The sequence below is a fragment of the Streptomyces rishiriensis genome (assembly GCF_003112535.1).
GTDB classification, from domain to species: domain Bacteria; phylum Actinomycetota; class Actinomycetes; order Streptomycetales; family Streptomycetaceae; genus Streptomyces; species Streptomyces rishiriensis.
The window spans coordinates 71,497-83,779 of record NZ_BEWA01000013.1; the positions used below are offsets into that span (position 1 = coordinate 71,497).

General features: G+C 70.5%; 11 protein-coding genes and 1 pseudogene. 5 read left to right on the top strand and 7 right to left on the bottom strand.

From position 1 onward, the window contains the following. Positions 1-6: 6 nt before the first annotated feature. Positions 7-1,668, top strand: coding sequence for a threonine/serine exporter family protein (locus Sri02f_RS23430; protein WP_109003279.1), 1,662 nt, complete (start codon positions 7-9; stop codon positions 1,666-1,668). Between the two features lie 24 nt (positions 1,669-1,692). On the opposite strand, the gene Sri02f_RS23435 is transcribed toward Sri02f_RS23430, so the two are convergent. Next, a complete protein-coding gene (locus tag Sri02f_RS23435) occupies positions 1,693-2,760 on the bottom strand; it encodes a DedA family protein (protein ID WP_109003280.1) in 1,068 nt (355 codons plus the stop codon). Between the two features lie 141 nt (positions 2,761-2,901). Between Sri02f_RS23435 and Sri02f_RS23440 the strand changes: the two genes are divergently transcribed. Further along, complete coding sequence (locus Sri02f_RS23440; protein WP_069768453.1) at positions 2,902-3,267, top strand: YbjQ family protein; 366 nt, start codon at positions 2,902-2,904, stop codon at positions 3,265-3,267. Between the two features lie 62 nt (positions 3,268-3,329). Here Sri02f_RS23440 and Sri02f_RS23445 read toward each other — a convergent pair whose 3' ends face one another. After that, positions 3,330-4,091: a MerR family transcriptional regulator gene (locus Sri02f_RS23445; RefSeq protein ID WP_109003281.1), complete on the bottom strand. Its 762-nt coding sequence runs from the start codon at positions 4,089-4,091 to the stop codon at positions 3,330-3,332. Between the two features lie 126 nt (positions 4,092-4,217). On the opposite strand from Sri02f_RS23445, the gene Sri02f_RS23450 reads away from it, so the two are divergent. Together Sri02f_RS23450 and gad are read left to right on the top strand one after the other, a co-directional pair. Next, positions 4,218-5,501 carry an ion channel protein gene (locus tag Sri02f_RS23450; protein ID WP_109003282.1) on the top strand — a complete coding sequence of 428 codons (1,284 nt, stop codon included), beginning with the start codon at positions 4,218-4,220 and terminating at the stop codon, positions 5,499-5,501. A gap of 29 nt (positions 5,502-5,530) precedes the next feature. After that, positions 5,531-6,937, top strand: coding sequence for a glutamate decarboxylase (gene gad / locus Sri02f_RS23455; protein ID WP_109003283.1), 1,407 nt, complete (start codon positions 5,531-5,533; stop codon positions 6,935-6,937). A gap of 142 nt (positions 6,938-7,079) precedes the next feature. Here gad and Sri02f_RS23460 read toward each other — a convergent pair. The 4 genes and pseudogenes from Sri02f_RS23460 to Sri02f_RS23475 all read right to left on the bottom strand — a co-directional run. Continuing rightward, positions 7,080-7,298 (bottom strand): annotated as a pseudogene (locus Sri02f_RS23460) (ABC transporter permease); the annotation flags it as partial. Further along, positions 7,295-7,936, bottom strand: a complete 642-nt coding sequence (locus Sri02f_RS23465; RefSeq protein ID WP_109003284.1) for a PadR family transcriptional regulator — start codon at positions 7,934-7,936, stop codon at positions 7,295-7,297. The pseudogene Sri02f_RS23460 and the gene Sri02f_RS23465, both read right to left, overlap by 4 nt. Before the next feature lie 160 nt (positions 7,937-8,096). Next, positions 8,097-9,557 carry an aldehyde dehydrogenase family protein gene (locus Sri02f_RS23470; RefSeq protein ID WP_109003285.1) on the bottom strand — a complete coding sequence of 487 codons (1,461 nt, stop codon included), beginning with the start codon at positions 9,555-9,557 and terminating at the stop codon, positions 8,097-8,099. 132 nt (positions 9,558-9,689) lie between these two features. Then, positions 9,690-10,526: a Sco1979 family transcriptional regulator gene (locus Sri02f_RS23475; protein WP_494487168.1), complete on the bottom strand. Its 837-nt coding sequence runs from the start codon at positions 10,524-10,526 to the stop codon at positions 9,690-9,692. A gap of 341 nt (positions 10,527-10,867) precedes the next feature. Here Sri02f_RS23475 and Sri02f_RS23485 point away from each other — a divergent pair, with 341 nt between their 5' ends. After that, positions 10,868-11,374: an ATP-binding protein gene (locus tag Sri02f_RS23485; protein WP_174855690.1), complete on the top strand. Its 507-nt coding sequence runs from the start codon at positions 10,868-10,870 to the stop codon at positions 11,372-11,374. A 129-nt stretch (positions 11,375-11,503) separates the two neighbouring features. Here Sri02f_RS23485 and Sri02f_RS23490 read toward each other — a convergent pair whose 3' ends face one another. Next, positions 11,504-11,722 (bottom strand): DUF397 domain-containing protein, encoded by a 219-nt coding sequence (locus Sri02f_RS23490; RefSeq protein WP_052183895.1) that lies wholly within the window; start codon positions 11,720-11,722, stop codon positions 11,504-11,506. Between the last annotated feature and the right edge of the window lie 561 nt (positions 11,723-12,283).

Genomic DNA, 12,283 nt, shown 5'->3' on the forward strand with positions numbered 1-12,283 from the left:
TGCTGAGTGTCGGAGGCGGAAGACCGCAAACCGCAGTCGGACGAGGCGAGGAGTGCCTTCGACCCCGAGATCACGTCCGAGTTCGCGATCCCGGCGGGCCTGGCCGTCGCCAGACCGGGGGACGAGCCGGAGACCACGTCGGAGTTCGCCGTCCCGGCGGGGCTGGACGTGGCCCAGCCGGCCGCCGGCGAGGGCGAGGGGTCGGCGTTCAGTCCGCCGAGCACGTACAGCGCCCGGCAGGCCCCGGTGGCCTTCACGCCGGCCGGCGGCGTCCCGGTGGTGAGCCTGATCAAGGACCTGCCCTGGCAGGACCGGATGCGCACCATGCTGCGGATGCCGGTGGCCGAACGGCCCGCGCCGGAGGCGAGGCCGAAGGCGGAGGAGGAGGGCCCGGCCGTCCCCAGGGTGCTCGACCTGACGCTGCGCATCGGCGAGTTGCTGCTGGCGGGCGGAGAGGGCGCCGAGGACGTGGAAGCGGCGATGTTCGCGGTGTGCCGCTCCTACGGACTCGACCGCTGCGAGCCGAACGTCACCTTCACCCTGCTGTCGATCTCGTACCAGCCGTCCCTGGTGGAGGACCCCGTGACGGCGTCGCGGACGGTGCGCCGCCGCGGCACGGACTACACGCGTCTGGCGGCCGTCTTCCGGCTCGTCGACGACCTGAGCGACCCGGAGAGCCATCTCTCGCTGGAGGAGGCCTACCGGCGGCTCGCGGAGATGCGCCGTAACCGGCACCCCTACCCGACCTGGGTGCTGACCTCGGCGAGCGGGCTGCTCGCGGGCGCGGCCTCGGTGCTGGTCGGCGGCGACCTGGTCGTGTTCGTGGCGGCCATGCTCGGCGCGATGTTCGGCGACCGGCTCGCGTGGCTGTGCGCGGGGCGCGGACTGCCGGAGTTCTACCAGTTCCTGGTGGCCGCGATGCCCCCGGCGGCGATCGGCATCGCGCTGACGCTGTCCCACGTCGACGTGAAGGCCTCCGCGGTCATCACGGGTGGTCTGTTCGCGCTGCTGCCCGGGCGGGCGCTCGTAGCGGGCGTCCAGGACGGTCTGACCGGCTTCTACATCACCGCGGCCGCGCGTCTGCTGGAGGTCATGTACTTCTTCGTGGGCATCGTGGCGGGGGTGCTGGTGATGCTCTACGTCGGGGTGCAGCTCGGCGCGCACCTCAATCCCGACGCGGCCCTGGGCGTCACGAAGCGGCCGCTGTGGCAGATCGGTGCGTCGATGCTGCTGTCCCTGACCTTCGCCGTGCTGTTGCAGCAGGAACGATCCACCGTGGTCGCGGTGACCCTCAACGGCGGTGTCGCCTGGTCGGTGTACGGCGCGATGCGCTACACCGGCGAGATCTCGCCCGTCGCGTCCACGGCGGTCGCGGCAGGGGTCGTCGGCCTGTTCGGGCAGTTGCTGGCGCGCTACCGGTTCGCCTCCGCGCTGCCGTACACGACGGCGGCGATCGGGCCCCTGCTGCCGGGTTCGGCGACCTACTTCGGGCTGCTGGCCATCGCGCAGAGCAAGGTGGACGCTGGGCTGGTGTCGATCACCAAGGCGGCGGCGCTGGCGATGGCCATCGCGATCGGGGTGAACCTGGGGTCCGAGGTGTCCCGGATGTTCCTGCGCATCGGCTCCCTGGAGAAGCGGCGGGCCGCCAAGCGGACGAGGGGTTTCTGAACCCCTCGTCCCTTCGCGCCGCTCCTAGTAGCCCTGGTCGCCGTAGGGGTGCTGGCCGTCGTGGCCGTTGTGCTGGGCCCCGTACGGCTGCTCCTGCTGCTGCGGCTGCGCCTGCTGCGGTCGTTGCTGCTGCTGCGGCCAGTCGTCCTGGGCGTGCCGCTGCCGCGGCCGCTGCGGGTACGGCTGCTGTTGCGGGTACTGCTGCTGTTGCTGCGGGTACTGCTGCGCGCCGTAGTGGTCGTCCTGCCGGCCTTGGTGACCGAACTCCTGGCCGTGGTTGTGGCCGGGGTTCTGGCCGTGGTTCTGGCCGTAGTTCTGTCCCTGGTTCTGCTGTCCCTGGTTGCCGTACGGGTACTGCTGGTCGTGCTGGTCGATCCGTCGGAGCTGGGTGGTCGCGTCGTCCATGACCGGGAACTGCTGCTGGCGCCGGTGCTGCTCGGGGGCCTGCGCCGGGGTCCGCGACGCGCTCTTGCCGGACTTGGAGCGGGCCCTCATGAACTCGATGACGATCGGGACCACGGAGAGCAGCACGATCAGGATGAGCATCAGTTCGATGTTCTTCTTGACGAAGGCGATGTTGCCCAGCCAGGAGCCGAGCAGGGTGACCCCCGCGCCCCACAGGACGCCTCCGATGACGTTGAAGGTCAGGAAGGAGCGGTAACGCATGCCGCTGACGCCGGCGATGATCGGCGTGAAGGTGCGCACGATGGGCACGAAGCGGGCCAGGATCAGGGACTTCGGGCCGTGCTTCTCGAAGAACTCGTGCGCCTTGGTGACGTTCTCCTGTTTGAAGAGCCGGGAGTCCGGCCGGTTGAAGAGCGACGGTCCGACCTTCTTGCCGAACATGTAACCCGCCTGGTCGCCCAGGACCGCGGCGGCGCAGATCAACGCGACCGCGCCCCACAGCGGGAAGTCCAGCTGGTTGGACGTGATCAGCAGACCGGCGGTGAACAGCAGGGAGTCACCGGGCAGGAAGAACCCGATCAGCAGGCCGGACTCCGCGAACACGATGAGCAGCAGACCCCAGATGCCGAAGGTGTTGAGCAGATGGTCGGGGTCCAGCCAGCTCGGTCCGAGGGCGATCGTCGTCACGCTTCCGGGCTCCTGACGGGTGGGGGAACGTACAGCGTCCATGGTGCAGCCGCACAAAGCTATCAACGCGATGCGCCGACCCCAGGTTCCACGGGGGTCTCCGGGATGCACTGTGCGCCCGCTGGGGCGAAGCTGTGGGCCATGGGTATCGATGATTACGGCGGCGGGCAGGGCCCCCAGTCGGACGTACTGGTCGTCACCACGAACGACGTGCCCGGGTTCCGGGTGCAGCAGGTCATCGGCGAGGTCTTCGGGCTGACGGTGCGCTCACGGCATCTGGGCAGTCAGATCGGCGCGGGCCTGAAGTCGATGATCGGCGGTGAGCTGAAGGGACTGACCAAGACCCTCGTGGAGACCCGCAACCAGGCGATGGAACGGCTGGTCGAGCAGGCACGCGCGCGCGGAGCGAACGGCGTGCTGATGTTCCGCTTCGACGTGACGGAGGCGGCCGACGTGGGCACCGAGGTGTGCGCCTACGGCACCGCCGTGGTCCTGGCCCGGGAGTAGCCCGGAGCCAAGGCCCGGCCCTTCCCGGACCAGGGCCCGGACCAGGGCCGTCGGGCCGTCGCTCACCCCGTGTGCCTGGCCGCGTTCGCCAGGATCGCCTCCCTGAGGTGTTCGGCGAGGCCCGGGTGCATGGCGTCGTAGAACGCCTTGAAGCGCTCGTCGGAGACGTACATCTCACCCAGGCAGCGGTGCATCTCGTGCGGGCAGTCGTAGTACCAGGTGCCGATGTGCCGGCGGTGCTCCTCGGCCAGGTCCATGGCCGCCTCGCCGGTCGCCGGCCCGCCGGCGGCCACCAGGGCGGAGTAGCGCTCGCTCCAGGCGTCGACCTCGGCCTGCAGGCGCTTCCAGTCGTCCTTGGTGTAGCGGGCGACGCGCCGCTGGGACTCGGCGTACGCCTCGGTTCCGCCCCAGCGCTGTTCGGCCTCCTCGGCGTACTGGTCGGGGTCCTTGTCGCCGAAGACCTCGAAACGTTCCTCGGGCGTGAGGTTGATGCCCATCTTGCGTGCCTCCATGGCGTGTTCCACGGCCGCGGCCATCTTCTGCAGCCTCTCGATCCGGGCGGTCAGCAGTTCGTGCTGACGGCGCAGGTGCGCGCGCGGGTCGGCCGCCGGATCGTCGAGCAGGGCCGCGACGTCCTCGAGCGGGAAGCCGAGCTCGCGGTAGAACAGGATCTGCTGCAGCCGGTCGAGGTCGGCCTCGTCGTAGCGCCGGTGACCCGCGTGGCTGCGCCCGCCGGGGACGAGCAGGCCGATGTCGTCGTAGTGGTGCAGCGTGCGCACCGTGACACCGGCGAATCCGGCGACCTGTCCTACGGAGTAGCTCACTTCCTCCGCTCCCTTCTCGGTACGCGCTCCACGGTGCGGCCTCACGCCGCGTGAGGTGCAAGCCGGTTTCCCCCGGGGATTCTCCGTCCGGATGTCATGTCCGTTTCGTCCGCTTATCGTGAGCCCGTGGCCCAGGACACCTCGCAGCGTGCGCCCGCCCCTCCGGCGACGCCGGCGCGCGCCCTGCTGCCGTCGATCCTGCCCGCCGTGCTGATCGGGATCCTCGCCAGCATGCTGCTCCTGCTGGTGGAGGGCGCGGCCGAGCGGCTCCAGCACGTGCTGTGGGCCACGCTGCCGGACGCGCTGGACGTGGGCCGCTACTCGGTGCTGTGGATGCTCGTCGTCCTCACCGGGACCGGGGTGGCGGTGGGGCTGGTGGTGTGGAAGGCGCCGGGGCACGCGGGCCCCGATCCGGCCACGATGGGGCTGGACGCGCGCGTGCTGGCCCCGGCGGTGCTTCCCGGGCTGCTGGCCGCGACGGCGCTGATGCTGGCGGGCGGCCCGAGCCTGGGCCCGGAGAACCCGATCATCGCCGTCAACGTGGGACTGGCCGTGTGGCTGGGCCGACGGGCGCTGCGGCGGGCGCCGGGCGCGCTGTGGGTGATGCTCGCGGAGGCGGCGACCATCGGCGCGCTGTTCGGCACGCCGGTGGCGGCGGCGCTGCTGATCTCCGAGGCGCTGGCCGGGCGGCAGAGCGAGGGGCCGCTGTGGGACAACGTGTTCCCGCCACTGGTCGCCGCGTCGGCCGGCTCGATGACGGCCACCCTGGTGGCCCATCCGACCTTCGACCTGGGCCTGCCCGGGCTCGACCGGCCCGGGTGGGGCGATCTGCTGGCGGCGCTCGTGATCGCCTCGGCGGGCGCGCTGCTGGCTCTGTGCGCCGTCCGGGCGTTCCCGTACGTCCACGGCGCGTTCGCGGGGCTGCGGCACCCGATGCTGATGCTGCCGCTCGGCGGTGTCGTCCTGGGCCTGCTGGGGGCCCTGGGCGGCCGTCTGACGCTCTTCAAGGGGCTGGACGAGGTCGGGGCGCTCGCGGCCGATCCCGATGGCTGGTCGGCCGGCCAGTTCGCCACGATGACGGTGGTGAAGCTGGCCGCGCTGCTCGTCGCCGCGTCCTGCGGTTTCCGCGGCGGCCGGATCTTCCCGGCCGTGTTCGTGGGCACCGCCTTCGGTCTGACCGCCCACGCGCTCGTGCCGGACGTCCATCCCTCGGTGGGCGTGGCGGCAGGGGTGCTGGGGGTTCTCCTGGCCATCACCCGGCAGGGCTGGGTGAGTCTCTTCGTCGCCGCCGTCCTGGTGGCGTCGGCGTCGATCATCGCCCTGCTCTGCATCGCCACGCTGCCCGCCTGGCTGCTGGTGACGGGGCGGCCGCAGATGCAGTTGCGCGCGGACGGAACTTCGGTCCGCTGACACCCGTTCGATCCTTCAGGAGGCATTCCATGCCGTTGCACAAGGGTCCTCAGAAGCCCGACGAGCGTCCACTGTCCGTCAATCCCTTCTACGGCGAGGCGGATCCGCTCGGCGGCATGCTCGAGGCGCCGCCCAAGCACCGCCTGCCGGACGGCCCGACGCCCCCGTCGGCGGCGTACCAGCTGGTGCGCGACGAACTCATGCTGGACGGCAACGCACGCCTGAACCTGGCCACGTTCGTGACCACGTGGATGGAGCCGCAGGCCGGCGTCCTGATGGCGGAGTGCCGGGACAAGAACATGATCGACAAGGACGAGTACCCGCGCACCGCCGAGCTGGAGCGGCGCTGTGTGGCGATGCTCGCCGACCTGTGGAACGCGCCCGACCCGTCGGTGGCCGTGGGCTGTTCGACGACCGGGTCGAGCGAGGCGTGCATGCTCGCCGGGATGGCGATGAAGCGGCGGTGGGCGCGGCGCAACGCCGACCGGTATCCGGGAGCGCGTCCGAACCTCGTGATGGGGATCAACGTCCAGGTCTGCTGGGAGAAGTTCTGCAACTTCTGGGAGGTGGAGGCCCGTCTCGTCCCCATGGAGGGTGAGCGCTTCCACCTCGACCCGCAGCTCGCGGCCGAGCTGTGCGACGAAAACACCATCGGGGTGGTCGGCATCCTCGGGTCCACCTTCGACGGGTCCTACGAGCCGATCGCCGAGCTGTGCGCGGCGCTGGACTCCCTCCAGGAGCGCACCGGTCTGGACGTCCCGGTGCACGTCGACGGCGCGTCCGGCGCGATGATCGCGCCTTTCCTCGACGAGGACCTGGTGTGGGACTTCCGTCTCCCGCGCGTGGCGTCCATCAACACCTCGGGGCACAAGTACGGGCTGGTGTACCCCGGGGTCGGCTGGGCGCTGTGGCGCGACAAGGAGGCCCTGCCGGAGGAGCTCGTGTTCCGCGTGAACTACCTGGGCGGCGACATGCCCACGTTCGCGCTCAACTTCTCCCGCCCGGGCGCCCAGGTCGTCGCGCAGTACTACACGCTGCTGCGGCTCGGCCGTGCGGGTTACCGGGCGGTGCAGCAGTCCACGCGGGACGTGGCCGGTCGGCTGGCCGGACAGGTGGAGGCCCTCGGCGACTTCCGGCTCCTCACCCGGGGCGACGAACTCCCGGTGTTCGCCTTCACCACGGCGGCGGGCGTGGAGGCGTACGACGTCTTCGACGTCTCCCGGCGGATGCGCGAGAGCGGCTGGCTGGTGCCCGCCTACACCTTCCCGGCGAACCGGGAGGACCTGTCCGTGCTGCGGGTCGTATGCAGAAACGGCTTCTCGGAGGACCTCGCCGAGATGTTCGTGGAGGACCTGACCCGACTGCTGCCGGAGCTGCGACGGCAGTCGGGGCCGGCGACCCGGGACAAGGGTGCGGCGACGAGTTTCCACCACTAGGAGGCCACTTGCCCCACTAGAGGCCACTCCCACCACTCGAAGGGCGCCGGGGCAGTCGGGGCCACCGGGGCAGTCGGGGCCACTGGGGCAGTCGGGGCCACCGGGGCCCCCGGGAGGCGACCGGGCCGGGGCCTTCGGAGCGTCAGCGGCTCAGGCGGGCGAACTTCCGCACCGCCAGCGGGAAGAACACCGCCAGCAGGGCCAGCGGCCAGCCGACCGCGGCCGACACGTGCCCGGGATCGGCGCCCGAACCGGCGAGCAGATCGCGTGCCGCCGTCGCCGTGCGGGACATGGGGTTCCACTCGACGGCCGCCCCCAGCCAGCCGGGCATGGCACCGGGGGCGGCCAGGGCGTTGATCAGCGGACGTCTCCTGGATGCCGCTCCCCCGTGGCGTACGGGTTATCCTCGCCCTCCCCCAGCACGCCGACGAACGGCTCGCCCTCCCCCGCGAAGGTGTACGCCCCACCGTCGATCCGCGCGATCAGGCCGCGGGTCCACTCGGCCTCGCCGTCGGCCGTGTGGATCCAGAGGTTCATGATCTCGCCGATGTGGCCCAACTGCTCGGGGCCCTCCTCGGGGACGTAGTGCGCCATGACGGCGGACCGCCACGCCTGGATGCCGCGGATGCGCTCCTCCAGCAGCGAGACGGCCTCCGCGCGCGGGAGGTCAAGCATGAACCCGATGGCCGCCGACTTCACGTCGGTCTTCTGGTCGTACGAGGTCAGCGCGTCACGCAGCAGCCGGAAGTACTCCTCGGCGCCGACCTCGGTGATCTCGTACTCGGTGCGCGGCGGACCGCCCGCGGTGGACGGGGCCGTCTCGTGCTCACGCAGCAGTCCCTGCTTGGCCATCTGCTTCAGGGCGTGGTAGATCGAGCCCGGCTTGGCGTTGGACCACTCGTGGGCGCCCCAGTACTCCAGGTCGCCGCGGACCTGGTAGCCATGGGCCCGCCCGTGCTGACGCACGGCCCCCAGGACGAGAAGACGGATCGCTGACATGCGCCCAGGTTAGGGCGTGACGGGCGGACGCCCGCGGGCCGCCCGCCACAGCCGCCACCCCGGGTCGGCGGCCTCCCGCCCGACCCGGCACGCGCTCGGAACGGGACGTCGCTCGGACGGGAACGCGCCCGGGCGGGAACGCGCCCGGGCGGGAACGCGCTCAGAACGGGAACGCGCTGCGCCCGTGCTGGACCGAGATCCACTTGGTGGTGGTGAAGGCCTCCAGCGTCGTCTCGCCGTTGAGGCGGCCGACGCCGGAGTTCTTCTCGCCGCCGAACGGCACGATCGGCTCGTCGTGCACGGTGGCGTCGTTGACGTGGAACATGCCGGTGACGATCTGCCGGGCGAAGGCCACACCACGCTCCACGTCGGCGGTGTGGACGGCGCCGCTGAGCCCGTACGGCGACTCGTTGACCAGCCGCACCGCCTCCTCCTCGCCGTCGAAGGTGTTCACGAACACGACGGGCCCGAAGACCTCCTGCTGGAGCAGCGCGGAGTCGGTGGGCAGGTCGGCCAGGACGGACGGCTCCACCAGGTTGCCGACCGTCGTACCGTGCACCAGCGCGTGCGCGCCCTCGCCGATCGCCTGCGCGACGACACCGGACAAGGCCTCCGCCTGCGAGGAGTTGATCACCGGGCCGATCGTGGTCTGCGGGTCGCGGGGGTCGCCGGCCTTGAGGGTGCGCACCTTGGCGACGAACTTCTCGGTGAACTCGTCGGCGATCGACCGGTCGACCAGGATGCGGTTGGCGGCCATGCAGACCTGGCCCTGGTGGACGAAGCGGCTGAACACGGCCGCGTCGACCGCGTAGTCGACGTCGGCGTCGTCCAGGACCACGAACGCGCTGTTGCCGCCGAGCTCGATGACGGTCCGCTTGAAGTGCGAGGCGGCGACCGTCGCGACATGGCGGCCGACCTTGTCGGAGCCGGTGAAGGAGATGACCCGCGGGATCGGGTGTTCCAGGAACGCGTCGCCGATCTCGGCGATGTCGGTCACGACGACGTTCAGCAGGCCCGGCGGCAGACCGGCGTCCTCGAAGAGCTTGGCGATCACGGTGCCGCCGGAGACCGGGGTGTTCTGGTGCGGCTTCAGCACCACGCCGTTGCCGAGGGCGAGCGCGGGGGCGACGGACTTCAGCGACAGCAGGAAGGGCACGTTGAAGGGGCTGATCACACCGACCACGCCGACCGGCTCGCGGTAGACGCGGTTCTCCTTGCCGTCGATCGGCGAGGGCAGGATGCGGCCCTCGGGGCGCAGCGACAGATGGATCGACTCGCGCAGGAACTCCTTGGCGAGGTGGAGTTCGAAGGCGGCCTTGCCGAAGGTGCCGCCGGCCTCGTCGACGAGCAGCGCGCTGATCTCCGCCTCGCGCTCCTCGACCAGACGCAGCACCTTCTCGAAGACCGCGCGGCGCGCGTAGGCGTTGGTCGCGGCCCACTGCTTCTGGGCACGGGCGGCGGCCCGGAACGCCTCGTCGACCTCCTCGACCGTGGCTATGGTGATCGAGGCCAGCTTCTCGCCGTCATAGGGATTGATGGTGATGATGTCCCACGACCCGGTGCCCGGACGCCATGTGCCGTCGATGTACTGCTGGGCCAGGTCGGTGAAGTAAGGCGACATGTGATCCCTCAATCCCCTGCTGCGATCGGCTGCGATCGATCGCCATCACGATCTGATCACACGTCATCGTACGGCTGATGAAGGAGAGTTGGCGGGGACTTCGGCCGCTCGCCGGCCCCCGCGGGGGAATCGCTACGACAGCTGGATCAGACCGCGCAGCAGGTCCCGGCTCGCGTCCGGTCCGGGGCTGTCCTGCTGGAGCTCTTCGAGGGCCTGCTCGTACTGGGCGACGTCCTCGCGTTTGTCCAGGTAGAGCGCGCTGGTGAGCTGTTCCAGATAGACGACGTCCTGCAGGTCGGACTCCGGGAAGCTCAGGATCGTGAACGCCCCCGACTCGCCGGAGTGCCCGCCGAGGCTGAACGGCATCACCTGCAGGCGCACGTTGGGGCGTTCGGAGATCTCGATCAGATGCTGGAGCTGTCCGCGCATCACCTCGCGGTCGCCGTACGGCCGGCGCAGGGCCGCCTCGTCCAGCACGATGTGGACGTCCGGGGCGTTCTCGGCGACGAGGTACTTCTGCCGCTCCAGCCGCAGCGCCACACGACGGTCGACGTCGGCCGCGGTCGCGCCCTTCATGCCGCGGCTGACTACCGCGTGGGCGTAGGCCTCGGTCTGCAGCAGCCCGTGCACGAACTGGACCTCGTACGCCCGGATCAGCGCGGCCGCGCCCTCCAGACCGACATAGGTGGGGAACCAGTTGGGCAGGACGTCCGAGTAACTGTGCCACCAGCCGGCCACGTTGGCCTCACGGGCGAGCCCGACGAGCGACTGGCGCTCCGCGTCGTCCGTGATGCCGTACAGCGTGAGCAGGTCCTCGACGTCCCGGGTCTTGAAGCTCACCCGGCCCAGTTCCATCCGGCTGATCTTCGACTCCGACGCCCTGATCGAGTATCCGGCCGCCTCGCGCGTGATGCCGCGCGTCTCACGCAGCCGCCGTAGTTGCGAGCCGAGCAGCATCCGCCGCACCACCGATCCGGGCTCTCCCGCGCTCACGTTCGCCAGCCTCCCCAACCGTCTTAGGGGCCGCAGTCTGCCACTAAAACACTTCGAGCAGTACTCGTCCGATTACAGAGATGGAAAGAAGCCAAAGGATACGCGCAGAGCGATGGGTGGGAAGAGTGAGGAGAAAGGAAGGGAAGTGCCCGTGATGAGCGAGAAGTTGGCGGAAAAAATGGCCAAGAAGCGGTACGGGCGGGTCCATTTCGGTCACGTGCACGTGCATCTGCCCTTGCATCCACAGTGCGCATCGGAAACCATGGTCTCGCGCCACCGCTGCATCGCAACGACCGCGAATCCCGGGAGTGCCTCGCATGGGGACGAATGGATCGACCATGCTCGAGCCGTTAAGGCAGGGCCTTCCGCCGCTTGATCCCGCGGCCGTGTCCAACGCCGCCTCCTGCGCTCTGCCGACGCGCTTCGAAGCGGTGCGCGAGGCACGGCAGTTCACCAAGAGGACCCTCGGCCAGTGGGACGTGGGCGACTGTCTCGACGACGTCTGCCTGGTCGTCTCGGAGCTGGTGACCAACGCGCTGAGACACGGGCTGGCCTCCGACGACGCCCCGCTCGTGCAGGATCACCGGCATCCGCCCGTGCGTCTGCATCTGATGCGGTGGACCGAACGGCTCGTCTGCGCGGTGCGCGACCCCAGCCCGGACAGCCCGCTGCCCCGGGAGGGCGAGGACTTCGCGGCCGAGTCGGGCCGCGGCCTCTTCCTCGTCGACTCCTTCGCCGAGAGCTGGGGCTGGCACCCGCTCTCCGGCAGTCTGGGCGGCAAGGTCGTCTGGGCGCTGTTCCGGCTGCGCACCGCCGCGGAATGACGAACCGCGGCGCGTTCCGACGCCGCGGTTCTACGCGCGTTGCACCGGAGCGGAGAAGTGGGGCCGCTACGGAGACCGCCGGCCGCCGCGGAGACCGCGGGGCGGGGCGGCCGACGACGTCGGGCGCCGTCAGCTCGCGATCAGATGGTCGAACTCGCCGTCCTTGATGCCCAGCAGCATCGCCTCGATCTCGGCGCGCGTGTAGACGAGCGCGGGACCGTCGGGAAAGCGCGAGTTGCGCACGGCCACGTCACCGCCCGGCAGCCGGGCGAACTCCACGCACGAACCCTGCGAGTTGCTGTGCCGGCTCTTCTGCCAGGCAACCCCGTACAGCTGTGTGGCCGTCATGCCGTTGTACACGTCGTGCCCCCCGTCAACGTGGTGGTCCACAGGTCGCTCCCTGGTGGTGCACTGGCTTGTGTGGCCATTGGTGCCGTTGTCAACTGTCCCGGATCATAGCTCTGTTCACATGCAGACGCATGAGCAGATGCACGTGCACGCGCGGTGCCTGAGTGGTTACAGCTTTGACGCCCGCTTTACCCGGCCCGTTCCCCTTCGCGGGCCTGTCATGGGCCTCCGCGGAAGTCGTCCGGATCGAACCATCCGTATATGGGGAACAGACGCTCAGCGCGCCCGTCCTGTTCCTTCGACGGGGAACGGATCGGCCGCGGGCGCACGACGAGCGTCGCCGGCCCCGGTCCGTAAGACGCCGTTCCGGCGGACTCCCGGCGTCCGCTCGGCACCCGGCGCGAGCCCCCGCGGACCGGAGCCGGCGTCGCCCGCGGGCCGGATTCGGCATCGGCCGCGGATCCCGAAAGCCCGCCGGCCCGGTACACCCCCATGCCCGTGGCATCCGCCGACGACGGCCACGCCCCCGCCCACGACGGGGGAATCGGGCTCGGGGGCGAG